Origin of the sequence: Pseudoalteromonas sp. OANN1, assembly GCF_024124685.1 — a bacterium.
GTDB lineage: Bacteria > Pseudomonadota > Gammaproteobacteria > Enterobacterales > Alteromonadaceae > Pseudoalteromonas > Pseudoalteromonas piscicida.
Map to the genome: position 1 here is coordinate 49,931 of NZ_JAMXSE010000005.1, position 24,684 is coordinate 74,614.

General features: G+C 43.6%; 21 protein-coding genes and 1 tRNA gene. 15 read left to right on the plus strand and 7 right to left on the minus strand.

The annotated features are described in order from the left end of the window. Window positions 1–121: 121 nt before the first annotated feature. Both tnpA and NH462_RS06200 read left to right on the plus strand, forming a co-directional pair. Window positions 122–556, plus strand: coding sequence for an IS200/IS605 family transposase (tnpA, locus tag NH462_RS06195; protein WP_036970631.1), 435 nt, complete (start codon window positions 122–124; stop codon window positions 554–556). Between the two features lie 121 nt (window positions 557–677). Further along, window positions 678–1,124: a GNAT family N-acetyltransferase gene (locus tag NH462_RS06200; RefSeq protein WP_253105103.1), complete on the plus strand. Its 447-nt coding sequence runs from the start codon at window positions 678–680 to the stop codon at window positions 1,122–1,124. 35 nt (window positions 1,125–1,159) lie between these two features. On the opposite strand, the gene NH462_RS06205 is transcribed toward NH462_RS06200, so the two are convergent. From NH462_RS06205 to NH462_RS06220, 4 genes are all read right to left on the minus strand, one after another. Then, entirely contained in the window at window positions 1,160–2,506 is a 1,347-nt protein-coding gene (locus tag NH462_RS06205; protein WP_045963472.1) for a sodium-dependent transporter, read from the minus strand. Between the two features lie 222 nt (window positions 2,507–2,728). After that, the gene (locus NH462_RS06210) at window positions 2,729–4,015 is read right to left on the minus strand and encodes a HAMP domain-containing sensor histidine kinase (protein ID WP_253104902.1); all 1,287 of its coding nucleotides are present in this window, start codon (window positions 4,013–4,015) and stop codon (window positions 2,729–2,731) included. A gap of 21 nt (window positions 4,016–4,036) precedes the next feature. Further along, window positions 4,037–4,744: a response regulator gene (locus NH462_RS06215; protein ID WP_010373849.1), complete on the minus strand. Its 708-nt coding sequence runs from the start codon at window positions 4,742–4,744 to the stop codon at window positions 4,037–4,039. A gap of 119 nt (window positions 4,745–4,863) precedes the next feature. After that, window positions 4,864–5,667, minus strand: coding sequence for a hypothetical protein (locus NH462_RS06220; protein ID WP_010605083.1), 804 nt, complete (start codon window positions 5,665–5,667; stop codon window positions 4,864–4,866). A 98-nt stretch (window positions 5,668–5,765) separates the two neighbouring features. Here NH462_RS06220 and NH462_RS06225 point away from each other — a divergent pair, with 98 nt between their 5' ends. Further along, window positions 5,766–7,013 (plus strand): serine hydrolase domain-containing protein, encoded by a 1,248-nt coding sequence (locus tag NH462_RS06225; protein ID WP_130126136.1) that lies wholly within the window; start codon window positions 5,766–5,768, stop codon window positions 7,011–7,013. Here NH462_RS06225 and yhbY read toward each other — a convergent pair. Further along, window positions 7,010–7,306, minus strand: coding sequence for a ribosome assembly RNA-binding protein YhbY (yhbY, locus tag NH462_RS06230; protein ID WP_010373854.1), 297 nt, complete (start codon window positions 7,304–7,306; stop codon window positions 7,010–7,012). The genes NH462_RS06225 and yhbY overlap by 4 nt on opposite strands. A gap of 86 nt (window positions 7,307–7,392) precedes the next feature. On the opposite strand from yhbY, the gene rlmE reads away from it, so the two are divergent. The 9 genes from rlmE (at window position 7,393) to NH462_RS06275 (ending at window position 17,152) form a co-directional block, all read left to right on the plus strand. Continuing rightward, window positions 7,393–8,022, plus strand: a complete 630-nt coding sequence (gene rlmE, locus NH462_RS06235) for a 23S rRNA (uridine(2552)-2'-O)-methyltransferase RlmE (RefSeq protein WP_095728537.1) — start codon at window positions 7,393–7,395, stop codon at window positions 8,020–8,022. A 67-nt stretch (window positions 8,023–8,089) separates the two neighbouring features. Further along, entirely contained in the window at window positions 8,090–10,042 is a 1,953-nt protein-coding gene (ftsH, locus tag NH462_RS06240; RefSeq protein WP_010373856.1) for an ATP-dependent zinc metalloprotease FtsH, read from the plus strand. A 147-nt stretch (window positions 10,043–10,189) separates the two neighbouring features. After that, complete coding sequence (gene folP, locus NH462_RS06245) at window positions 10,190–11,035, plus strand: dihydropteroate synthase (RefSeq protein WP_010373857.1); 846 nt, start codon at window positions 10,190–10,192, stop codon at window positions 11,033–11,035. Further along, window positions 11,032–12,372: a phosphoglucosamine mutase gene (glmM, locus tag NH462_RS06250; protein WP_253104905.1), complete on the plus strand. Its 1,341-nt coding sequence runs from the start codon at window positions 11,032–11,034 to the stop codon at window positions 12,370–12,372. Before folP ends, glmM begins: the two co-directional genes overlap by 4 nt. Window positions 12,373–12,451: 79 nt before the next feature. Continuing rightward, entirely contained in the window at window positions 12,452–13,192 is a 741-nt protein-coding gene (gene tpiA, locus NH462_RS06255) for a triose-phosphate isomerase (protein WP_010373859.1), read from the plus strand. A 4-nt stretch (window positions 13,193–13,196) separates the two neighbouring features. Then, complete coding sequence (gene secG, locus NH462_RS06260) at window positions 13,197–13,544, plus strand: preprotein translocase subunit SecG (RefSeq protein WP_010373860.1); 348 nt, start codon at window positions 13,197–13,199, stop codon at window positions 13,542–13,544. A gap of 23 nt (window positions 13,545–13,567) precedes the next feature. After that, window positions 13,568–13,652 (plus strand) — tRNA-Leu (locus tag NH462_RS06265). Between the two features lie 554 nt (window positions 13,653–14,206). Further along, window positions 14,207–16,450, plus strand: coding sequence for a TonB-dependent receptor (locus NH462_RS06270; protein ID WP_045990182.1), 2,244 nt, complete (start codon window positions 14,207–14,209; stop codon window positions 16,448–16,450). Between the two features lie 297 nt (window positions 16,451–16,747). After that, window positions 16,748–17,152, plus strand: coding sequence for a PaaI family thioesterase (locus NH462_RS06275; protein ID WP_223193607.1), 405 nt, complete (start codon window positions 16,748–16,750; stop codon window positions 17,150–17,152). Between the two features lie 123 nt (window positions 17,153–17,275). On the opposite strand, the gene NH462_RS06280 is transcribed toward NH462_RS06275, so the two are convergent. After that, window positions 17,276–19,528, minus strand: coding sequence for a TonB-dependent receptor (locus NH462_RS06280; protein WP_253104907.1), 2,253 nt, complete (start codon window positions 19,526–19,528; stop codon window positions 17,276–17,278). A gap of 253 nt (window positions 19,529–19,781) precedes the next feature. On the opposite strand from NH462_RS06280, the gene NH462_RS06285 reads away from it, so the two are divergent. The 3 genes from NH462_RS06285 to NH462_RS06295 all read left to right on the plus strand — a co-directional run bounded on the left by NH462_RS06285 (window position 19,782) and on the right by NH462_RS06295 (window position 23,701). Further along, window positions 19,782–20,783, plus strand: a complete 1,002-nt coding sequence (locus NH462_RS06285) for a substrate-binding domain-containing protein (protein ID WP_010373864.1) — start codon at window positions 19,782–19,784, stop codon at window positions 20,781–20,783. Between the two features lie 129 nt (window positions 20,784–20,912). Next, on the plus strand, window positions 20,913–22,175 hold the full coding sequence (locus NH462_RS06290) for an MFS transporter (protein ID WP_253104911.1): 1,263 nt from the start codon (window positions 20,913–20,915) through the stop codon (window positions 22,173–22,175). A gap of 8 nt (window positions 22,176–22,183) precedes the next feature. After that, entirely contained in the window at window positions 22,184–23,701 is a 1,518-nt protein-coding gene (locus NH462_RS06295; protein WP_253104913.1) for a trehalase family glycosidase, read from the plus strand. On the opposite strand, the gene NH462_RS06300 is transcribed toward NH462_RS06295, so the two are convergent. Then, the gene (locus NH462_RS06300; protein ID WP_253104916.1) at window positions 23,637–24,548 is read right to left on the minus strand and encodes an AraC family transcriptional regulator; all 912 of its coding nucleotides are present in this window, start codon (window positions 24,546–24,548) and stop codon (window positions 23,637–23,639) included. The genes NH462_RS06295 and NH462_RS06300 overlap by 65 nt on opposite strands. Window positions 24,549–24,684 lie beyond the last annotated feature (136 nt).

The following is a 24,684-nucleotide window of genomic DNA, read 5'->3' on the forward strand; positions in this document are numbered from 1 at the left end:
TTTGTTTTCGGCCCTAAACCACCTACTTCAGTAGGTGGTTATCATCATTTAGGCTTTGCCTGAAAAAATACTCATGTTAATTCCTTACTTGATTTTTAGCGAAGTCATATAAGGAAAAAACATGAGTAGATACGAGAAAGCATCGCATGTGTATTGGCGATGTCAATATCATATAGTCTGGACACCAAAGTATAGGTTCAGAATATTGAAGAACAAAGTAGGCAGAGATGTTTACAGGTGCATACAAGTTTATTGTGAGCAGTTAGGGTGCAAAGTAGTCGAGTTAAATGTGCAGGTTGACCATGTTCATTTGGTAGTAAAGATACCGCCGAAGTTGTCAGTCTCGAAATTAATGGGTGCTTTAAAGGGAAAAATAGCGTTAAAGCTATTTAGCAAATATCCATACTTAAGGAAAAACAAGTTATGGGGAAACCATTTTTGGCAGAGAGGGTACTTCGTAGATACTGTAGGGATAAATGAAGAAATAATAAGGCGGTATGTCAGGCACCAAGAAAAGGAAGAGGTGCAAGAGCAGGCGCAGTTAACACTCCAGTAAACAACGCCCCCTTCTAGGGGGCTAATGCAAAGCCACCTTCTTTAGAAGGTGGATCTTTTACTTTAGGCATAAAGGATACCAATTAGTCTTAATAAAGCTAATTGGTATGACAGAGAATAATATGAATTGGCAAATTAAAAGTTATGATGCGCTCACTAAAGATGAGCTTTTTGAGATTTTAAAGCTAAGGGTTGATGTATTCGTTGTGGAACAAGCATGTCCCTATCCAGAAATTGATGATACCGATAGGGCGCCTGAAACTCGACATCTATTTTTAGTTAAAGATGGACAAATTTTAGCGTATGCACGTTGTTATAGAAAATCCGTAACTACTGCATCCATTGGCCGTGTTATTGTTTCATCAACGCTGCGAGGACAGGGCGTTGCACATGACCTTATGCATCGTGCGATTGCTTGTTGTGAAACGGAGATTTCTAATGAGACTCTAGTTATTTCTGCGCAGTGTTATCTAGACAAGTTTTATACGGGGCTCGGCTTTGTGAAGCAAGGTGAAGAATATCTAGAAGATGGGATCCCGCATCAGGATATGCTATTTGTTAAAAAGTAAAAGAGGCTATGCGTAGCCTCTTTTTATGAGCGAAATTATAGTGAATTTAAAAATACCGCAGCAATAGCAATTGGACAAACAAAGCGGATGTACCAAGGCCATACCTTCCAGAAAAAACTACTGCCAACTTCCGGGCATCCTGATTCAATTTCTTTAAGCAGTTTTGCTCTGTGCCAAATCCAACCGACAAATACACAGCACAGCATGCCAAGTAGTGGCTGACCAAACTTCGTTGTTAGGCTAACAGTAAAGCCGAACAGGGTTTCGATGTTTACCAAAATGGTGAAGCTCACGGCTGTTACCAAGGTACCGATGATCCAGGTGGCCTGTACTCTGCCCAATGCAAAACGTTCAACGGCATAAGAAACTGGCGCTTCTAGCATTGAAATAGATGAGGTGAGTGCGGCAATACTCATCAGAGCAAAGAAAGCAAAGCTCACTAAAAGGCCTATACTCCCCATGCTATCAAACAATGCTGGCAATACTTGAAACACTAAGGTGTCTTCATTTAGCAGTGAGCCGTCAGCTGCAAAAATCTCTACGCCTTGCGCTTGCGCAACATACATGGCGGGAATGATAAGTAAGCCAGCAACGAACGCGATAAAGACGTCGATTAAGGTAACCATGGCACCAAGTGAAACTAAATTCTCTTTTTTACTAATGTATGAGCCGTAAATGATCATCACGCTGGTACCAAGCGAAAGCGAGAAAAATGCTTGTCCTAGGGCATCAACGAGTAACTGCGGATTGAGCACAGAAGAAAAGTCAGGAACAAGATACACCTTAAGTCCTTCAACGGCACCTTCTTGGGTTAATACATACGCAATTAACGAGAATAAAATACCGATAAGTGCGGGCATCAAACGCTTTGACCACTTTTCAATGCCGTTTTCTACGCCTTTACTAATTATAAGCACTGTGAGTGCAATAAAGGCCGCTGTAAACACTATATTGCGCGACATAGACGAATCAGCAAGCCAAGATTGCGCTTGAGTCATGGATGCAACTTCCGCGATGGGTTCAAGTGTTGCGCTAAACATCCACCCAGCCACGATTGCATAGAAACTTAAAATAAGACCCGCACAAATTATGCCGCCGAATCCGACAACAAAAGCAAGCTTACTTTGCCATGCTGTATTTGTTAGTTTGCGCAGTGAAGATACGGCATTTGCTTGGCCGTGACGACCAATGACGAGTTCTGCCATTAGTGCTGGATAGGCAAGACAAAAAGCCAAAACCAGATAAACTAAAACAAACGCAGCACCACCATTGGATGCCGTTTGTGTTGGAAACCCCCAAATGTTTCCCAAACCTACCGCCGATCCTGCGGCAGCCATAATAAAACCAAAGCGAGAGCTGAACTCTCCTCGGACATTGCTCATAATTATTATACTTCTCTAAAAATTTCTAACGGCGCTGACAATCTACTGTAATTAAAAAGAAATAAAAAGAGTAAATTACCTTGATTTAGCGCAAGTTTTAGCCTGATATTTAGCCGTAATTAAGTTGTTGCACTCAAAAAGCAAAGCTTAGCTTATAAGCTAATGTTTTCACGATTATTTCTATATGAGATAAGTCGACGTGTAGCGACTTATTTACAATAATTATTTTTCTTTACAGGGTAGCGAAAGCACAAATTTTGCGCCACCTAATCGTTCTGACTGGCTAACGGTGGCTGTACCATGATGCCAATCCATGACTTTTGCAACGATTGCAAGGCCTAAGCCATAGCTTTTACCTGCACGGTTGCGGTGAGTTTGTTCTTGAAAGAAAGGACTAAAGACTTTATCCCAATTTTGTCTCGCGATCCCTGGGCCATCGTCTTCAACGGTAATAATGAGCCAATGCTCGGTGCGGTGTGCACTTAATAGCACACTGGCAGTGGCAAAATCACAGGCATTGCTGATCAAATTACTTATCGTTCTTGCAAGCCAATGTAAGTCACCATGGATCATTAAGTGTTCAGGAATTTCTACGCGGCCAGACAGCTGGTTCTTTTGCAGCTTTGGTTGCATTTGCTGCATCAGGTCTTGACCATAGCGAGATAGGGTTGTTACTTCGTGCTTGAGTAAATGAGACTTTTGTTCAAGCGTCGCAAAAGATAGATAGCTTGAGAGCATATCTTCCATTTGATCTAGATCTTTTTCCATGCGCGCCAAATAGTCGTGAATAGCATCGATATCACTTTCATCTAAAGCTGCATCTAGGCCAAATCTTAAACACGCAACAGGTGTTCGAATGTCATGAGAAAGACTGGAGGCCATGAGCTTATTCTCAGCCATCAACTTCTCTATTTGGCTTGCCATTCGATTAAAGGTATTTTCTAAGTCACGAATATAAGTGAAATGATTTGGGGCGATGCGCGCGCTTAGATTACCACTGGCAAAGTGTTTTGCTGCAGTATTGAGAACGATCAAGCGTTTAACTAACGGAGAAAGAATAAACCATAATATTGCGCAAATGCCACCGTAGAAAAATAACGTCAGCAATACGTCGTAATCTGCCTGTTCAACCTGAGGCTCCCATTCAAGTTCAACGTAATCAGGCGCCATTTCAGGGGTTGTTTTTAGCAGATATACATTCTCGTTTTCTATCACTAACCCATCAGGTAGTAACATCTGTTGTTTTAATTCGAGCGGCATGGCTAAAGTATCGCCATCTTTATAACGAATGTTGATGTCGAATTGTTGAGCAATTAAAGCCGTTGCATTTTCGCGCTCTTCCTGCTCAATATTTGCAACTTGTTTCGCAAGGCCTGTAATTAGTTTGCTCTGCCACTCAAAACTATCTTCTAAAGGAGCGGTTTGCTGATTATAGGTGTCGATCACCCAACCCAGTGCAAAGATCGAAATCAATGCACCAGCGAGTAAGTAGATGTAGAGTTTCTTCACGATATTAGCTTGCGACCTTCATTACCAAGCTGATGGTACGAGTAGATATCCTTTACCCCACACCGTTTTAATTTTTTCTGGGTTTTGAGGATCATCATTAAACTTTTTACGCAAGGCAGAAATGAGCACATCAACGCTTCTGTCGAGGCCGTCATACTCTCTTCCTTTTGTCGCTTTAAATACCGCATCGCGAGAGACAACTTCACCAGCGTGACTGGCTAAAAATTGCAGTAGTAGGTATTCAGCGCTAGAAACGATGACTTCTTGGCCAGTAACACTGACTTTGCGAGCTTGAGTGTCGATGCATAACTGTCCAACTACGAGTTCGTGATTGGCTGCGTGATGATCTTGGGGTTTTTCTTGTGCAGCGCGCACATTTGCTTTGATCCGAGCGAGTAAGGCACGAGGACGAACGGGCTTGATAACGTAATCGCTAGCACCAACTTCCAAACCGATGACTTCATCCATTTCTTCATCTTTGGCAGTGAGCATAATAACAGGCTTGTTATAAAACTGACGTAAGTCGCGGCATACACTGATACCGTCCTTACCAGGGAGCATAAGATCAAGTAAAACAAGGTCGGGGTCTAGTGACTTAACACGTTCAATAACTTCATCACCGCGATAGCAGCAATGTGTTTTATAGCCTTGGTTATCAAGATATTCGGCGACCCATTGCGCCAATGAAGTATCATCTTCAACCAATAAGATTGTGCCGTATTGCTCCATGTCTTTACTCCGAACTTTTTATTTTTCTGCGTCGAGTATAATCCTAAAAGCGTTATTGTCTGTAAATAAATGTAGCGCCAGCTTGCAGTTGACCTCTGTCAAACTGGCGAGTACTTATGTTACTTAACGTTTAGCTTTTCAATTAAACTCTCGGCCAAGTGTTTTTGCATATCCGCAGTTAACGCTGACACTTCCGTTTGGGTACATGCACCAGCGGTTTTCTCAAGCGGTGAAACCGTTTTAGTTACCTTGTAAGGAGGAATATCAACCGGCTTCTCGCCACGTTGACGGCGTGCCTCGTCGGTATTTTGTGCGACGATAAACGACAGTACATCGTGTTCGTTTTCTATTTTTTCCACTTCAGTAAAGGTGAATTGTAAAGGGATACCTTGGAAGCCTGCGCTATCTACCGATGACTTGGCAAACCAGACAACATCGGATGATGCTTGATGCGCTAAACGCATACTGACAGAAGCTACAATATTAGTACATTGAAATGCTGGCGAATTTTGAGCAAGTTCAGCAATATGTGGATGTGGATTTCTTGGCCTATCCAGTGCGTACGTTTTATTAGCTGCAAATTCCAAATCAAGTTGATGAATCGTTAGCGTGTAGTTTGCGTTTTTAGCTGCAACAACTTTCAGACCTTTTTTCTCAAGTAAAGCAACAATCTGCTTTCTCAGTGTATCAGTCAAACTGACCTTATCGGCATTGATGTAGACTGTGTCACCTTGAGCAAGTGGGTGAGCGGGCAATTGCACTGATTTAATTCGTGCGGAATTAAGTTCGGTACTATAGCTGATTTGATAAACAGACTTTTTTAGTAGTGGCTTCTTAGGTACATCTAACTTTGGCGCTAATGGCGCTGTGGTGACACATCCAAAAAGTAGACTTGTACATAGAGCTGCTAGCACTAAACGCATTAAAATACCTCAATTAAACAGTTATTTTCTTATATTTAGTGAGTTCCGCCAATTCATCATGTTAGTATGGCGGGCGAGTGTTAATGAAATGAGTCATTATGAAGTCGCTAATTCTCACATTAGTTTGTTTTTTTTGCATTAGTTATCCAAAAATAACGATTGCAAAAACCCCAAACCAGCAATGGTCACAATTTTTAAAGAGCTATTCTAAGCAAGTCGAGCGCAAACTAAAAGAAAAATCGGTGCCCGGTGCTGCTTTATCCGTCGTGCATGTCGAGCACGGCAGCTACGCAGAAGGTTTTGGCAAGACAAAAAGTCGTCAAGGAAGTGTGGTCAACGAACAAACTCGCTTTCGCTTGGCATCGGTTTCAAAAACGTTTGCAGGAAGTCTAACGGCTAAATTGGCGAGCGAAGGGTATTTTAATATTGACGATAGAGTGGGTAGCTATTTGCCGCAAGTCGCCAAAGGTGATTATAGCCAACTTAAGCTCTATCATTTGTTAAGTCACTCGAGTGGCTTAGTGCCTAATGCCTACGATAATTTAATCGAGTCTCGCATGGACTACCCACAAATTGTTGAGCGCTTACTGCAAGTCAAAGCGTTATGTAAGCCCGGGGAGTGTTATGGTTATCAAAATGTCATGTTTAGCTTAATTGGAGATGTTATCGAGCAGGCGACGAACATTAGTTACAAAACTTGGATGGAAGAGTTTGTTTTCGCGCCACTTAATATGCATGACGCCGGTCTAGGCTACGAGCAAATGACAAAAAATGATAATTTTGCGTGGCCGCATGTCAGAGGGCGAAAGCGTTGGCATACCGCTAAATTAAAGCCGCATTATTATAAAGTACTCCCCGCAGCTGGTGTAAACGCTAGTGCTGCTGATATGGCGCAGTGGTTAAAAGCACAATTAGGTCTGTATCCAAGTGTTTTATCACCAGATGCTTTGAGTAAGCAATCAGTGCCGTATACGTTGACGAAACGTGAGCTGCGCAGGCGTGTTTGGCGTGGCCACGTAGAAGAAGCTTACTATGGACTTGGATGGCGAATTTATCGCTATGATGGCAAGTTGCTCTATTACCATAGCGGCTGGGTGCAAGGTTATCGTACCGATGTGGTGATTATTCCAGAGCTTGGAATTGGGTTTAGTCTACTGTTAAATGCAGAGAGTGGCATTATTAATCAGTTAACGAACGACTTTATTGTTGACGCATTGGCGCTTGAGAAGAAATTACTGCCTCAGGTGAGTGAGCAGGAAATTAAGAAAGTAAAAGCGGAAGAAGCAAGTTTATTACAAGAGATTGCGACGTCTTCAGGTGAAAACGTCGCAGACAACAAAGATTAGTTACGAGGTAACTGGATCTTTTTGTCTTCGCTTTGGCGGTACAATACAATGATATGGCCAATGGTTTGTACTTTATGTGCATTTGTTTCACGAACAATTGCTTCAAAAATCAGTTTCTTAGTTTCACGATCATTGGTTGGTACTTTTACCTTGATAAGTTCGTGAATGTTCAGGTTTTGCTCAATTTCAGCCATGACGCCTTCGGTTAGGCCGTTTGCGCCTAGAAGAACAACTGGGTTTAAAGAATGAGCTAGCCCTTTTAGGAACTGCTTTTGTTTATTTGATAAGGTCATATTGATACAATCTTATTTATTAAAAGGCTTGAATTATCGATATTCTAACGCCATCTAGACAATATTACTAATGAGTTGTAGTTAATATGGCAAATAAAAAACATTCCGCCAGTTCGAAACGTTGGTTAAAAGAACACGTAGAAGACCCGTATGTGCATGAAGCCCAAAAACGTGGCTATCGTTCACGAGCGGTTTTTAAGCTGGAAGAAGTCCAGCAAAAGGATAAATTGATCCGTAAAGGAATGACGGTAGTTGATTTAGGGGCGGCTCCAGGGAGCTGGTCGCAGTATCTCGCAGAGCAGGTAGATATTGACGGACAAGTTATTGCTTGTGATATCTTACCGATGGACTCATTAGCGGGGGTTGATTTCCTTCAGGGGGACTTCAGAGAAGAAGCGGTATTAAATGCATTACTGGATAGAATAAACGGTAAGAATGTTGATGTGGTTTTTTCTGATATGGCACCAAATATGAGCGGAAATATGTCAACCGATCAATCTGGCAGTATGTATCTGGTCGAGCTAGCATTAGATATGTGCCATCAAGTGCTAAAATCAAACGGTGCATTTGCGGTTAAAGTTTTCCAAGGAGAAGGCTTTGATCAATTTGTACAAGAGGTACGTAATTGTTTTAAGGTCGTAAAGATCCGTAAACCAAAAGCGTCTCGTCCTCGTTCACGCGAAGTATATGTAGTGGCGACGGGCTACAAACTGTAGTACAGTTGGAAAGCATCAAGTTGAATTTGAATTTTTTTGGATACAAGAGGTTAACTCCTTGAGCGATATGGCTAAAAATCTAATACTCTGGTTAGTGATTGCAGTAGTGCTAATGACTGTGTTCCAGAGCTTTAACGGTGGCGAACAATATGATCGCCAAACGAGTTACACACAATTTGTAAAGGATGTGCGCAATGGCTCTGTAAGAGAAGTCAGTATTGATCGTCAAACCGGCGTGATTAGTGGCGTTCGTTCAAGTGGAGATCGTTTTCAAACAGTAATTCCATTAACTGATTTGGATTTGGTTAATGACTTACTTAAGAACGACGTAAATATCAAAGGCGTTGCACCGGAAGAGCAATCTTTCCTTGCGAATATCTTTATTTCTTGGTTCCCAATGCTACTGCTTATCGGGGTATGGATTTTCTTCATGCGCCAAATGCAAGGCGGTGGCGGCAAAGGCGCAATGTCGTTTGGTAAAAGTAAAGCTCGACTAATGAGTGAAGACCAAGTTAAGACAACATTTGCGGACGTTGCTGGTTGTGACGAAGCGAAAGAAGATGTTACTGAGCTAGTAGATTTCTTGCGTGACCCGTCAAAGTTCCAAAAATTGGGCGGTAGCATTCCGAAAGGCGTGTTAATGGTTGGTCCTCCAGGTACGGGTAAAACCCTACTTGCTAAAGCTGTTGCTGGTGAAGCAAAAGTACCATTCTTTACCATTTCCGGTTCTGACTTCGTAGAAATGTTTGTCGGTGTTGGTGCATCTCGTGTTCGTGACATGTTTGAACAGGCAAAGAAAGCTGCGCCTTGTATCATCTTTATCGATGAAATCGATGCGGTAGGCCGTAAACGTGGCGCTGGTATGGGCGGTGGTCACGACGAGCGTGAGCAAACACTTAACCAAATGCTTGTAGAAATGGATGGCTTTGAGGGTAACGAAGGTATTATTGTTATTGCTGCTACTAACCGTCCTGATGTACTAGATCCTGCATTATTACGTCCTGGTCGTTTCGATCGCCAAGTCGTGGTTGGTCTTCCGGATATTCGTGGTCGTGAACAAATCTTAAACGTTCACATGCGTAAAGTGCCTTTAGACGATAATGTTGAAGCGTCAGTGATTGCACGTGGTACGCCGGGCTTTTCTGGTGCTGACTTAGCTAACCTTGTGAATGAAGCTGCACTGTTTGCTGCTCGTGGCAACAAGCGTAAGGTAAGTATGGCGGAATTTGACGCCGCAAAAGATAAAATCATGATGGGTGCTGAGCGTAAGTCCATGGTGATGAGCGAGCAAGAGAAGGAAATGACGGCTTATCACGAAGCCGGTCACGCGATTGTTGGTCGTTTAGTGCCTGAGCATGATCCAGTATATAAAGTGTCGATTATTCCACGTGGTCGCGCATTAGGTGTAACAATGTACTTACCGGAGCAAGACCGTGTAAGTCACTCTAAGCAACACCTAGAATCTATGCTTTCGAGTTTATACGGTGGTCGTATCGCTGAAGCGCTGATTTACGGCGATGACAAAGTAACGACAGGCGCGAGCAACGATATTGAGCGCGCAACCGATATTGCTAAGAAAATGGTTACTCAGTGGGGCTTAAGTCCGAAACTTGGTCCACAGATGTACTTAGAAGAGCAAGGCGAGATGTACATGGGTGGTGGTTCTCACCGCATGTCAGGTATGTCAGATGAAACCGCTAAGCTTATTGATGCTGAAATTAAAGATTTCATCGATCGCAACTACAAACGGGCGGAGCAAATCCTAAAAGATAATATGGATATTCTTCACACGATGAAAGATGCGTTGATGAAATACGAAACGATTGATGCATTGCAGATTGATGATCTAATGGAGCGTCGTGATGTTCGTCCACCAAGGGATGCGCATGACATTAAGCCAGAGAAAAAAGCAGAATCTGCGAAAGTAACAGAAATAAAACCTGAGCCTAAAGCTGAAAAGCCAGCAGAAGAGCAGTCAAACGACACATCATCAAACTCAGAGCTTGATGACAAATCATAAGATTAGGTAGAATACGACAGCCCCGAGCAATCGGGGCTTTTTTGTATCAGTTGATATAAGTTTTATGACATTCGATGCGAGAACTTAAATCAACTGCTATAAGCCTTTCGTTATCACCAAACTTAGACTACAGAAAATAGGTATAGAATGTACGAGTTACGTTTACCCAAAGGGCGCACCCTTAGTTTAGATAAGCCTCAGGTAATGGGGATTTTAAATGTTACTCCCGACTCATTTTCTGATGGTGGACATTTTACTCACCTTGATAGCGCAATCGAGCAAGCAAATTTAATGCTTTCACAAGGCGCTACCATCTTAGACATAGGTGGAGAGTCCACTCGTCCCGGCGCGCCAGACGTAGAATTAGAAGAAGAATTACAGCGCGTAATACCGATTATTAAAGCAATTCGCACACACTCTAACTGTGTGATTTCGGTAGATACTAGTAAAGCCGAGGTAATGAAACAAGCAATAGAGGCTGGTGCTGATATCATTAATGATGTTCGAGCGTTGCAAGAGCCAGGTGCGCTTGAAGTCGCAGCTCAATACAGTGATGTACCAATTTGTTTAATGCATATGCAAGGTCAACCTCGCTCAATGCAAAATAACCCTCACTATGATGACTTATTTTCAGACATCAGTCAGTTTTTCGAAGCTAGGATCAGTGCGTGCAAGCAAGCTGGGATTGATACCAACCGGCTGATTTTAGATCCAGGTTTTGGCTTCGGTAAATCTCTAGAGCATAACTTTCAGATATTAGGTGGATTGGACAAGTTTCATGCTTTCGATTTGCCTATTCTGACAGGCCTCTCTAGAAAGTCCATGTTTGGACAACTACTCACTCGGGAAACGCATGAGCGCGTAGCTGCGAGTCTAGCTGGTGCATTGATATGTGCGCAGAAAGGCGCTCACATAATTCGTGTTCATGACGTAAAAGAAACAAGCGACGCGCTTAATGTATGGCTAGCGTCGGTCAATGGAGTTACTCAATGACAACAAGAAAGTACTTCGGTACGGATGGTGTAAGGGGCATGGTGGGCGAGTTCCCAATTACGCCTGAATTTGCAATGAAACTAGGCTGGGCAGCTGGAAAAGTGCTGTCTGAGCGTGGTACCAAAAAGGTAATTATTGGCAAAGATACCCGCATTTCTGGCTACCTTCTTGAAACCGCGTTAGAGGCTGGGTTAATTGCCGCTGGGATCAATGTGATTTTATTGGGGCCTATGCCGACACCTGCTGTTGCTTATTTGACGCAAACGTTCAGAGCTGAGGCTGGTATTGTGATCAGTGCATCTCATAATCCATACCATGACAATGGCATCAAGTTTTTTGGTGGCGATGGTAAAAAGCTCCCTGACGAGGTGGAACTTGCAATAGAAGCAAAGCTGGATGAACCGATGACGTGTGTCGCGTCTGAAAAACTCGGTAAAGCTAAGCGTCTAGAGAGTGCGGATGGTCGCTATATCGAATTTTGTAAAGGCCAGTTTCCTAAAGAGCTATCGCTTGAAGGATTGAAAGTGGTGCTGGACTGCGCAAATGGCGCGACTTATCATATTGCGCCAAGTGTCATGCGTGAACTTGGTGCGGACGTGATCACAACTGCGTGTGAACCTAATGGTGTCAATATCAACGAAAAATGCGGTGCAACGCATGTCGAAGCGTTGAAAAAAGCCGTGCTTGAACATCAAGCGGATGTTGGTATTGCTTATGATGGTGATGGTGACCGAGTCATGATGGTCGATCACGACGGTCATGTATTTGATGGTGATGACATCGTCTATATTATCGCTTGCCAAGCTCATGCCGATGGCACATTAGGTGGCGGTGTTGTAGGTACGGTAATGTCTAACATGGGGCTCGAAAACGCCCTTAAATCACGCGGAATTGCTTTTGAGCGTAGTAAGGTCGGTGACCGCTATGTAATGGAGCTTCTTGGTGAGAAAGGCTGGAAAATTGGCGGCGAAAGTTCAGGTCACGTTTTAAATCTGGATCTGATCAGCACCGGAGATGGCATTGTCTCTAGCTTACAAGTGCTTGCAGCCATGGTTGCGCAGAATAAAACATTAAAAGATTTGGGTGAAGGTTTTAGCAAATACCCAATGAAGATGATTAACGTGCGCTATAGCACTAAAGATGATCCAACCGAGCAAGACGCTGTTAAAGCAGTCGTCGCTGAAGTCGAAACTCAGCTTGCCGGAAAGGGCAGAGTGCTATTGCGTAAATCTGGTACAGAGCCAGTGGTTCGCGTCATGGTTGAAGCTCAGCAACAGAAGCAAGTTATCGATTTTGCCCAAAAAATCGCTGAAGTTGTTGAATCTATGAGCAATTAAACCAAAAGTTAAATTTATTTCTTGTAACTTCGGGTGAGTAGAGTTAGTATCTCACCCGCTTTCTACTGCGGAGTATCGTATGACAACTAGAAAGCAAATTGTTGCTGGTAACTGGAAAATGAATGGCTCAAAAGCCCTTGTTGACCAAATATCAGAAGCAGTAAGCAATCAAGCATTTCAAGCAGATGTAATTGTTTTTCCTCCTGCCATGCTCATTGAGCAAGCAGCAAGTAAAGGGCTTACTGTCGGAACACAAACTGTTTCGGAATATAAAGAAGGCGCATACACTGGAGAAATTCAGGCGTCCCTAGCAAAATCGCTAGGTGCAACATATACCTTAGTTGGTCACTCAGAGCGTCGAGCTATTTATGGCGAAAGCGATGAAGATGTTGCTAATAAATTTGCACATGCTCAAGAACAAGGTTTGACACCAATTTTATGTGTTGGTGAAACTGAAGAAGAAAGAGAAAATGGGCAAACAGAGCAAGTCGTTGCTAGGCAAATAAACGCGGTTATTACCAAATTAGGTGTAGCAGCGCTAACTCACTCTGTGATAGCATACGAACCTGTTTGGGCTATTGGTACTGGTAAAACAGCATCTCCTGAGCAAGCGCAGGCAGTACACAAATTTATACGTGATTTGCTTTCAGAAAATGACAAGCAAATCGCACAAGCACTGCGACTTCTTTACGGTGGCAGTGTTAATGAACAGAACAGTGAATTGTTATTCGCACAAGACGATATAGACGGTGGACTTATCGGTGGCGCAAGCCTAAAACCTGAGAGTTTCGCAGCTATATGCAGAAGTGCAAAAGGATAAGTAAATGTACGAAATTCTAATGGTTGTTTACTTAATTGTGGCGTTAGCACTAATTGGTATGGTGTTGATTCAGCAAGGTAAAGGCGCAGATATGGGCTCTTCGTTTGGTGCAGGTGCATCGGCGACAGTTTTCGGCTCATCAGGCGCAGGCAACTTTATGACTAAGACAACAACAATCTTAGCAACGATTTTCTTTGTGCTAAGTATTGTTCTAGGTAACCTAACTACAGGTCAGATTAAAAAGACTAATGAGTGGGAAAATCTAGAGGCACCAGCTGCTGCAACAACAGTTCCAGCAACAAATGATGTGCCAGCGACAGAAGAAAATCCAGCTTCTGACGTACCTAACTAATCGTTAGGAAATACACCGAATTTGCGAATGTGGTGGAATTGGTAGACACGCCATCTTGAGGGGGTGGTGGCTTAGGCCGTGGGGGTTCAAGTCCCCCCATTCGCACCAAATAAAAAAACCAGCTTATGCTGGTTTTTTTTCGTCTATCGTTTGCCACTAAGCCTGTAGAACAACTAAATAGCAGAATTTTCGCCTTGGCTAAATGGATATAGGTACCTCGGCAATAGCAGGATGCGGTAGCGCTGTTATCGACAAGATTTTCTCGCCTCAAAATTTCAGACGAACTTAGCACCACGGCAAGAACCTAGACAGAAGTTTCACTTTAGTAACATATCATCCTGCTATTTAGTATAATTATTTGTTCTATAACGTTTTTTTGCAAAAATTAATTTCCCAATATTGGTTTTGTTTTGGTTACAAAAACCCCAAAAGTAATTTTTATTAAATAATTATTTCAATTTATCCCCGTTGTGACTATAATACCCCTCCAGAGGAAAGAGATGCCCCTAGTGCATCTTTTTTTATGCCCAAAATTTGTAGTGTCCAAATCTATTTAGATTTTACGGATTACAGGGCTAGAAGTAATAACACTGAGCTTGTTGCTTCTCTAGTTTGCGACCTCTCGCGACTAGTACACACACGGTGATTCCTTTGGAGATTATATGATTACAGTTTTACCTCGCCTTGGTTTATCTGCGATTTCAGCTGCAGTGTTAGCAGCAGTAGCCCTTCCTAGTACTGCATTGGCTGAACAAGCTAATGTGGAGCAAGAAAAACAAGTTTTTGAAAAAATAGAAGTGACTGCTCGTAAACGTACTGAAAGCTTGTTCGAAACGCCTACTGCGATTACTTCTATCGGTGCTAGTGATATTGATAAAGCCAATATCAGCAATCTAGACGATATTGGTAAGTTCGTTCCAAACTTAAATATTACTCGCTATGGTGTAGGTAATGCTGCACATGCTTCTGTATTTATCCGTGGTATTGGTCTGCAAGACCATGTGATCACAACAGACCCTGGTGTTGGTGTTTATGTTGATGGTGTATATCTTGGCCGTCAGATGGGTTCTAACCTTTCACTGCCTAATGTTGAGCGCGTAGAAGTACTACGTGGTCCACAAGGTACACTGTACGGCCGTAACACATTAGGCGGTGCGGTAAATGTGATCACTAAACAACCTGGCGCTGAAGAAGTTGCACGCGTTGAAGCTAAAATAGGTTCTCGCGGTCGTTTAGCGACTGATCTTTATACAAGCCAAACGTTAACAGACACACTAAGCTTTTCTGCAAGTGCTTCTTATAAAGAGCGTGATGGTGTAGGTAAAGCAATCAACTTAGCAAATCCTGAAAAAGAAATCGGCGAAGAGCAAGAGTTTAGTGGTCGCTTAGCAATTAGATGGCAAGCAACGAATGATTTAGTTGTCACTGCTGCATTTGATGGCGTTGAGAACGAGTCTGGTCAATCACCGTATACTATCGAGTTAACAGATCCACTTGATTCAAATGACCCTTTCAATGGTGACTTCCCATTGCTAGATGAGTCTATGCTGCCAAACAATCCTGATGACTTGGCAACAACGGTTGCTGGCATTGAAAGCACAGACTACTCTGGTTGGGGCGGCTCAGTGACTGCTGATTGGCAAGCAAGTGATGTTTACTCGGTTAAATTTATCGCAAGCAAGCGTAGCTCTGAATATACCGGCGGCCTAGATGACGATGCGGTAGCACTTAATCTATCTGAATTCCCGGAAGAGGGCGGTGCAGATCAGTACTCATTTGAACTACAACTAAACGGTACTTATGACTCTTGGGATTTTGTATCGGGTCTTTATTACTTTAACGAAGACGGTTTTACCAGCTCTGGTCCGTTCGTATTTAGCCCGTGGAACACGCCAAATGGCTTATTAAACGATGGTCAGACTGCTTCTTTTGGTGGCTACGGTTACTTTGATATCAACCAAGAAACCGATGCCTATGCGGCTTACATCAATGCAAGCTTTGACGTGACTGAGCTGTTCAGCATTGGTGGTGGTTTACGTTACTCTGAAGACAAAAAAGAGGCAAACGCACTCTTCCCAAGCTTTGGTGCTCGTAAATACGTCAGCGCAGACTTTGACGAAGTGACGTGGGACGTGAATGCGTCATACCAGTTAACTCGTGACATCAATGTTTACGCCCAGGTCCAAAAAGGATACCAAAGTGGCGGCTTCCCACCACGTCCATTTGGTGGCCCAGATCAATTCGCTGCGTTTGATGAGACTAAAGCGATTAACTACGAAATCGGTTTCAAAGGCCAAGTACATGAAAACGTATCTATGATGGTTGCTGCATTTGTAACGGATTACACCGATCTGGCGTTACCTTTCAACGACCCAACTGCTGGCGGTGGTTTCGTCACTATCGTGGAAAATGCAGGTGAGTCGAAAGCACAAGGTGTTGAACTTGAAACGACAATCGCAATTACTGATGATTTCTCAGTACGCAGCTCAATCGGTTACCTAGACTCAGAAATTACCCATGTTGATGAAGGTGTTATTGGTATTGGTAAAGGCGATGCGCCAGCACTCACACCTCGATGGACTGTGATGGTGGCACCATCTTACTTCCATGACTTAGAGCATGGTGCAACGATTGCAGTTAACGCAAGCTACTCGTACCGCTCAGACATGCAAGGTCAGTCTGTAACACGTGCAAGCGAGCATATTGATTCTCGCGAACTGTTAGGCTTTAACATCTCATACACCAACGCTGAAGGCGATATGGAAGTAACGCTATACGGTGAAAACGTGCTAAACGAAGTGTACGATGTAGGTCGTCTACAGCAAAGTGGCTTTGTTGGTGTCATGCGCAGCAATGACCGCAGTGAGTTTGGTATTAAGTTCAAAAAAGAGTTCTGGTTAGATTAATCCAACCCTTATTTGAAGATAGAAAAAGCCGCTTAGTTTCTAGCTAAGCGGCTTTTTTGTTTTAAGTCTCTCGTCCTAAATTATATTGAAACTCATTCAGCATAACGTAAAGCGATTGATATAACTGCTTGTTTACATTGTGGTTAACCTATGGGAGTCTAGTGATAGACAATATCTCGATTCCAGTTTTGAGTCGTGTTGAGCTAATCATATCGCTGTAACTCGTTTACCTATAAACGTGAAGACTATTCGTGACCTAGAGTCTATTTGAGCGTAAATATTACGAAGGAGAAGAAGTTGAGCAATACTATGTTAGAGGAAGGAAAGGAGATCCTAGCACAGCAGTCTTTTAGTTTATTGTTAGGCGCTGAGTTGGAGGTGTTTGAGGTTGGCGTTGCTGAGTTAAGCCTAGCTATTCGAGATGATCTTAAACAAAACTATGGTTTTGCACATGGCGGCGTGGTTAGCTATCTAGCTGATAATTGTATTACTTTTGCTGGTGCGTCGGTGCTTGGTAGCTGTGTTACCTCAGAGTATAAAGTGAATTATGTTAGACCCGCTATTGGTGATAAGCTAATCGCGAAGTCAACCGTGTTGTATTCGGGTAAACGTCAGGCGACATGCGAATGTAAGGTATATGCGAAAAGCGGTGACGAAGAAAAGTTGGTGGCGGTTTCTCTTGGCACAATAACTAAGGTTTAGGGCCGCAGGCGGTGTTCTGAAGTGTATTTGCACACAATAAACGTATTAGGTCTTTTTAGCGCTACCAGCCTTAGAGATTTGATATAAGCAGGCAGCGCTATGTTAAACGCTTAGTTACAGCAACTAGAACGTATACGCAACGCTAAATTTCACACTCCTTGGCATGATATAGCGGCCGTTAGGTGAATCTGGGTTACGTGGATCCCCCTCGGTGATCCCTTGTTTATCAGTAAGATTATCTACCGCTAGTTGTAATTTTACGCCCTCTGTTGGCTCTACGATAAGGCCAATATCAAGCTTTTCGTAGCCCTCTAACACGACAGTATTTTCATTATCGCCAAAACGGTCATCTACAGCAGAGAGTGTGCCATACAAGGTGGCGTACATACCCGACATTTCAAAGTCATAGCTCGGTGTAATACGCAGCATCCAGTCAGGTTGGCGCTGCGCTTTATTCCCTTCATTGGTCGGGCTTTCAGTAATTTCAGTGTCTTGCCATGTGGCATTCAAGTTTACCGATAGGCCCGACTCATGGTTGTAACTGTAATCAAGTTCTACACCGGTTGCTTCGTTGGTTAGAATTTCCGCAGGTACTCCTGGGCGTCTTACAAACGTGTCGCCTTTTACTTCGTTGGTAAATAAAGTAACAAACAGGTCGCCGGTTTCACCCATATATTTATAGCCAAGCTCAGCTTGTGTGACTTCTTTAATCAGCGACTCGCCCGATTCATAGGTGCTATAATTGTCTCTAAAGTCGTCGAAATAAGGCATTTTGTAGCCTTTGTTCATACGCACAAAAACACCTGAATCTAAGCTCAAACTATAGTCAGCACCTAAGGTCCATGAAGTTTTGCGCTCATCATAGTCAACCGCTTTGGTGATAGCCCCATCTAAACCTTCGTCGACCGAATACTCAACCTCGTGTTGCTCGCTACGTAAGCCTAAATCTAACTTAAGGGCTTCCGTTGCTTGGTAACTTTGGGTGGTGTAGATGGCCCATGTTGTCGCATCACCAGAACTGTTAATGTCGTAGTTGAAGGCACAACCCGCAACATCGCTATTACACGCGATACCATTCAATGCTTCGCCACCTTGCTCCAACACATGGTAGGCGGTATTACCTAAGCTCCACCAATCTTTTGCTGAGGTAGTTGCTGTATAAATACCAAAGGCACTTGACCAATCACCAAAGGTTTTGCTTAAGGCTAAGTCATTGGTGAAAGCTTCGATATCCTTTAATACAACCCAGCGACCATATTGTTGTACCATAGTATCGCCCGCGTATTCATCGCCCGTGACGCTACCTGTTGCGGTTTCACCATTGTCCGCCACTTCACTTAAACGCATCGCACTGCCAGCAGGCACAAGGCCTAGTGTATTTGCATCGCCTTGCGTTAAGCTAAAGCGGTCATTTAATTGCCAGCCGTTTTTGAATTCTACTTTTAAGCTACCTCCAGAAACATGGCCTTTCCAGCCACGACCATCACCCATATCTACGCTCATCGGTGCATTTTCATCACCGACATAAATAATCGCCTTGCGATTATTCGTTCCCAGCTGAGTAAAGCCTGCATCCACACCCTCCACATTAAGTGGGGTTGGCAGATACCATGCGCCTCTGTCATCAGTTTGACGGGTATAAAGGTTAAACTCACCGTCAGCAAACTCTTTGGTTAGGTTTATGGTGAATTGATGACCTTTTTCTGAGGTAAAGCCCGCATCACGGACCCCAGAAGAGCGTTTGATATAACCGCCAACCATGTAGTAAAGGTCATTGGAGATCTCACCACTTAACACGCCGTCAATGCGGTTTAGACCATAGTCTGTGGTGGTGTATTTAAACGTCCCTTCGGTGTCGGCTTGGCCGCGTTTAAGTTGAAAGTTAGTTGTTAAGCCCGGTTGGCCATTAGACACCACGGGGTTTGGTCCACCACGCAGGCCTTCCATCATACTGATGGTTTCATCGAGTCTGAAAATCGAGGTGTTTTCTAAAAATGAGAGCGTTGGCGCGGGATAGATAGGACTACCTTGCAAACTAACCGTTAAGAATGGTGCATCACCACCGCCTGGAAAGCCGCGAACAAAAACGTTGGCACCGGATTCACCTCCTGAACTTTCAACCCAGATACCAGGCACCGCTTTAAGCAAGTCAGCGGTACTTTTGGGGGCGAGCTTATCAATTTGCACGGCATCGATGTTAGTCACAGCAAAGCTTGCATCAATTTTTCTGATCCCTGCGCCACCAGGTGTACCTGAGACAATGATGGTTTCTACTTTTTCTTTGTTATTGTTCGGTTGTTGTTCAGCCTGAGCTGACGCACTTAACGCAAGCGTTATAGCAGCAGCGATCAAGCTTAAGGAGTTAGTTTTTATCACGGCTAAAGCCCTCTTGTTGTTGTCATAGACTGGTATTTAACGACTGTCTATTTTTTAAAATAGATCTTAATGCAAACGTTTGCAATGATGTTGTTTAAAAATTTGTCATAAAATGATGTAAGGCGTTACAAATTTACAGTGATTGCTTATCTTTTCTGCTTGGTTAGGGTAGGAGATTCAATTAGTTATGGTTTAAGTATCAAAAAATTGTAAGAATAGCGATGTAATAACGTGTGCTAAGAAGGGGTTTGCGATGGGAACAACACAATTAAAGCTATCGGATCTAGCAAGGCTAGCTGGCGTCTCTACCTCCACAGCTTCCCGTGCACTCAATGATAACCCTCTGATAAAAAAGGAAACTCGAGAGCGCATTCAGGCGCTTGCAAAAGAGCATCACTTTAGTGTTAACGCGGCGGCTAGTCGCTTACGGATGCAAAAAACCAAAGTCATTGCCGTTATTATCAATCTCGAAGCCGAAACCAAACAATCCGTCGACGACCCATTTTTACTTAAAGTAGTGAGCGATATTAATCGTGCAGTGAACCGAAAAGGCTACGAGTTATTGCTCTCCAATTCTTATATGGCGGGGGAAGACTGGCATGGTTATTTTATTTCTGGCCGTCGAGCCGATGGAGTTATTGTCGTCGGCCAAGGCAAGGAGCAAGCACGAATTGAGCGTGCTGCAAGAGCTGGCACGCCGATCGTGGTATGGGGCGACCCTAAAACTTCTGCAAATTATCCTATCGTTGGGAGTGACAATTTTATTGGTGGCCTTAACGCAACGGAGCACTTAATTGCCAGGGGAGCGTCTAAACTTCTATTTTTGGGCGATCCGGGTCATGCCGAACTTGGTGAGCGCTATCGCGGATTTTGCCATGCGGTGGAAAAAGCCAAGGTAGAAGCGAAAATGATTAAAATCGACATTACCTCAGAGGCTGCCTACGCGAGTATAAACGCTTCGTTGCGAGCACAAGGATTAACCTTTGATGGGATCTTTGCATGTAGTGATATGGTCGCGCTTGGAGCACTAAAAGCCCTAAAAGAGCGTTATGTTAGCGTGCCGAATGACGTACGAATAGTCGGCTTTGATGATATTGCCATGGCACAGATCAGCTTCCCTGCGCTATCTACGATTAAACAAGACACCAACGCGGCAGCACAGTTATTGGTGGAAAAGCTGCTCTCTCAGCTAAGTGGTGAGACATGTGCTTCTCAAGAGGTGCCGTCCTCATTGGTGATCAGACAATCTAGTTAACGCAGCACAATATGCGATAACAATCATTAGCTTAAATTGTATTGATGTGATTTGAAATGCAAACGATTGCAAAAATAAGAAAGTCTGTCTAGACTAAAAAGGAATCACAGTGTTTTAACGAGAATAACAATGAATCGAGCACGTATCATACTTGCCATGGCCGTTAGTTACTTCCTATTTGCTATTTTGCTCAATAGCGTAGGGACGGTCATCTTGCAGTCTATTCATAGCTTTGGCATTACAAAAGCGCAGGCCGCCACCTTAGAGGCATTTAAAGATCTTCCCATCGCCATCGTTTCATTTCTAGTTGCGTCGGTTATCCCTAGGGTCGGATTTAAAATCGCTCTGACCGCTGTGCTTGCGGGTGTAGCATTGATTTGCAGTATCACTCCTATGGTCGCTGAGTTTTGGATTCTTAAACTAGTATTTGCTTGCGTGGGTGCGGCATTTGCGGTGGTCAAAGTGTCGGTTTATGCGCTCGTTGGCCAAGTCACTGAAGGAAGCAATCAACATTCAAGCCTGCTTAATTTTATTGAGGGCGTGTTTATGTTAGGGGTCCTCGGCGGTTATTGGATTTTTGCGGCGTTTATTGACAGCGGCGATAACTCTCTTGGCTGGTTAAACGTCTATTTCGTGTTAGCTGTGCTGAGTGCTTTCACCGCGTTTATTGTTTGGGTTTCCCCAATTGCAAAGCCTGAGCCAACGCAAGCCACCGAGTCTAGTGTCTCTGCATTTATGGCTATGCTAAAGCTTGTGGCTAAGCCGCTTGTGCTGGTATTTGTGATTTCCGCATTTTTATACGTATTGATAGAGCAGAGTATAGGCACTTGGCTGCCTACTTTTAATAATGAGATCTTGTCATTACCGGTGAATATTAGCGTGCAAATTACCAGTGTTTTTGCTGCTTGCTTAGCACTCGGTCGGCTCGGTGCCGGCATTGTGCTCACCAAAGTACATTGGTATGTGGTGTTAAATGTTTGCCTTGCCGCTATGGCAGGATTAGTGATTTTAACGTTACCGATGACTGAGGGTATTGAGAAAACGCTTATTTCTTCGTTATTTGACGCACCCCTTGTGGCTTTTCTGATGCCGCTGATCGGTCTTTTTATGGCGCCTATTTATCCAGTGATTAATTCGGTAATGCTAAGTAGTTTACCCACTACACAGCACGCGTCGATGACAGGGCTAATCGTTGTATTTTCAGCGCTGGGTGGTAGCACGGGCTCTATGATCACAGGTTTGGTATTTCAACATTTTGGTGGTCAACAAGCGTTTTATGGGGCACTTATTCCCATGCTGGTGATTGCTGTGTGTTTATATTTCTTTAAATCGATGAGTGAGTCTAGTCAATCAAATCATGCTCACACACCAAGCCAACAAAAGGTGAGCTGAGGTTTTACATGCAGTACCAATCAAACTTTTATTCCACAGAGATTTTTAAGGCGGTGCAAAGCGCTGGCCTGTTTTCAGACAGTAAGGTTTTTGCAGATGCCATCGCAAAAATTCCGCTCGCAGAGATAGAAAACCAGTATGTGATGCAAAAGCCGACGGGAGAGGCATTACTTAGATTTGTGCATGCGCATTTTGACTTTGTTGCCAACAAAGAATTAGATGCCTTACCCGATTTTCCTAGTGCACAGCAGTATATCAGTGCGCTGTGGTCGCGTTTATCTAGAAAGCCGAGCACCGTTGCTAAAGGCTCCTTGCTACCTTTACCTCATCCGTATGTCGTACCGGGTGGACGTTTTAATGAGATTTATTACTGGGATAGCTACTTTACGGCACTCGGGCTTTTGGATGCGAACAGAAGCGATCTCGTTGAGGGAATGTTAGATAACTTTGTAAGTCTTATTGATCGTATTGGACATGTACCTAACGGTAATCGAGATTATTACCAAAGCCGCTCCCAGCCACCTGTAACAGCATTAATGGTTGATTTACTGTGGCAGGAAAAATCTCATGATAAGCGGTGGCTGACGCGAGTTACTCAGGCATTACTGAAAGAACATCAGTTTTGGCAGACCGGAGAGGGTTTGAGTTGCACAGATAAAAAAGCGCAGTACCGAGTCGTCAACATGCCATGTGGGGGCACACTGAATCGCTACTGGGATCCGCTTGCAGCGCCGCGCCCAGAGTCTTTTATTGAGGATATAGAATTAGCCACAGCGGTTACGGACAGCGAAACGTTTTATCAGCACATTCGTGCGGCTTGTGAGTCGGGGTGGGACTTTAGTAGCCGTTGGTTAGCAAACGCTGACGATTTAGCGAGCATTCGTACAACAGACATTATCCCAGTGGATTTAAATGCACTATTGGTATTGCTTGAGTCGCAAATTGCACGTTGTTTTGAGAAATTAAACGAGCTAACGCAAGCGCAGTACTATGCCAATTTAGCGTCAAATCGCAGTGCACTGATACAGAAATATTGTTGGTGCGATAAAAAAGGTTGGTTTTTCGATGTGGATCTTAATGATTATGCGCGTACCTCCGTTGAATCTCTAGCGGGCGTTGTACCTATGTTTGCAGAGTTGGTTACACCTGAGCAGGCAGAGCATATTGGCAAAAAACTCGAGGCAGAATTTTTGCAGCAAGGCGGATTGGTTAGTACCTTAGTCACTACTTCACAGCAGTGGGACAGTCCTAATGGCTGGGCACCACTGCAGTGGTTTGCGGTGTCAGGCTTAAGGGCATATGGTCAAAATCAGCTCGCGAAGAAGATTATGCAAGCATGGCTTTATGCTGTTGAAACCGGCTTTGAGCAAGCCAGTTGTTTGCTTGAGAAGTATAATGTGGTTGAACCGGATAAACAGGCAAGTGGCGGAGAATACGTGGTGCAACAGGGCTTTGGTTGGACTAACGGAGTAACCAGTCGTTTTTATCGGCTTTTAGTGCCTGAAGTTGATAGTCCTTCGGCGTGATATTAAAGGCTTGTTTAAACGCTCGACTAAATTGGCTTGGATGCTTAAAGCCGAGTGCAAAGCTAATTGCGGTGATCTGAATTCCAGCTTTTAGTTTTGCCTTTGCTTCAGTTAGTCTCCGTGCTTGGAGCCACTGCTGTGGCGTCGTCGCAAATGACTTTTTAAATTGATTGAAAAAGCGACTTCTACTCATGCAGCTAAGTTTACAAAGCTTCTCTACATCTAGTGGCTCGTCTAAATGAGTCTCCAAATAATGCATCGCTTGATACAAACCATTTTGATCAGGTGTTTGTTTTACTGCGCCTAACAGCAGATCTCGGCTTTGTTGCTGTAGTAGTCTTGCAATTAGTTCGTCCATTGCCAAATCGATAAAGTACCCCCGCTCAGCCTCATTCTCACTGAATAGATGGAGCAATCGCCCCAAGCAGTGCTGGGTTTGCCAGTTATGCTCGGTGTGAACCAGCTGCTTTTGATAATTAAAATCACTAGGAAGCGAAAGCGCTAACTTCTCGCTCACGGTATTAATTTTCTCTCGACTGATCTCGATTGCTAAACAGGTGGTGGGAGCGGATAAGCTGGCGTCGGGAAAGTCTATAAATACGGTTTGTTCTGGTGCCAATACGAAGCTTTGATGAGGTAAAAAGGGCTGGTGATAGTCACAACTGTCTACGTGCATCACTTTTTTACCAGTGATCATCGCACAAAACAACACTTCATTAGAGGCGAGTTTGACTCTATTGGTACTTTCGTATGTGTCATAGACGCTAAGCTCTACCTGATTGGCAGCAAAACTTATTTTGTTTTCAACTAAGCGTTCGACACGACTGCGATGTTTAGAGATCTGCAAACAATGCACTCCTTCTCGGTTATTTTTGGACTGTGCGTATACATTCCGAGACCCTAAGTTAAGTTTTTAAAGGTGAACTTGGCTAATGTCAAATATTAGTAAAAACAAAATTGGGACGAATGAAGCCCAAATAAAT

Bases quoted from the DNA above. Each gene is read 5' to 3' on its own strand.
- NH462_RS06220 (WP_010605083.1), bottom strand. From the start codon at position 5,667: ATGCGTTTAGTGCTAGCAGCTCTATGTACAAGTCTACTTTTTGGATGT.
- NH462_RS06225 (WP_130126136.1), top strand. From the start codon at position 5,766: ATGAAGTCGCTAATTCTCACATTAGTTTGTTTTTTTTGCATTAGTTAT.
- NH462_RS06285 (WP_010373864.1), top strand. From the start codon at position 19,782: ATGGGAACAACACAATTAAAGCTATCGGATCTAGCAAGGCTAGCTGGC.
- NH462_RS06295 (WP_253104913.1), top strand. From the start codon at position 22,184: ATGCAGTACCAATCAAACTTTTATTCCACAGAGATTTTTAAGGCGGTG.
- tnpA (WP_036970631.1), top strand. From the start codon at position 122: ATGAGTAGATACGAGAAAGCATCGCATGTGTATTGGCGATGTCAATAT.
- NH462_RS06205 (WP_045963472.1), bottom strand. From the start codon at position 2,506: ATGAGCAATGTCCGAGGAGAGTTCAGCTCTCGCTTTGGTTTTATTATG.
- NH462_RS06200 (WP_253105103.1), top strand. From the start codon at position 678: ATGAATTGGCAAATTAAAAGTTATGATGCGCTCACTAAAGATGAGCTT.
- tpiA (WP_010373859.1), top strand. From the start codon at position 12,452: ATGACAACTAGAAAGCAAATTGTTGCTGGTAACTGGAAAATGAATGGC.
- glmM (WP_253104905.1), top strand. From the start codon at position 11,032: ATGACAACAAGAAAGTACTTCGGTACGGATGGTGTAAGGGGCATGGTG.
- secG (WP_010373860.1), top strand. From the start codon at position 13,197: ATGTACGAAATTCTAATGGTTGTTTACTTAATTGTGGCGTTAGCACTA.
- NH462_RS06270 (WP_045990182.1), top strand. From the start codon at position 14,207: ATGATTACAGTTTTACCTCGCCTTGGTTTATCTGCGATTTCAGCTGCA.
- yhbY (WP_010373854.1), bottom strand. From the start codon at position 7,306: ATGACCTTATCAAATAAACAAAAGCAGTTCCTAAAAGGGCTAGCTCAT.
- rlmE (WP_095728537.1), top strand. From the start codon at position 7,393: ATGGCAAATAAAAAACATTCCGCCAGTTCGAAACGTTGGTTAAAAGAA.
- ftsH (WP_010373856.1), top strand. From the start codon at position 8,090: ATGGCTAAAAATCTAATACTCTGGTTAGTGATTGCAGTAGTGCTAATG.
- NH462_RS06290 (WP_253104911.1), top strand. From the start codon at position 20,913: ATGAATCGAGCACGTATCATACTTGCCATGGCCGTTAGTTACTTCCTA.
- NH462_RS06215 (WP_010373849.1), bottom strand. From the start codon at position 4,744: ATGGAGCAATACGGCACAATCTTATTGGTTGAAGATGATACTTCATTG.
- folP (WP_010373857.1), top strand. From the start codon at position 10,190: ATGTACGAGTTACGTTTACCCAAAGGGCGCACCCTTAGTTTAGATAAG.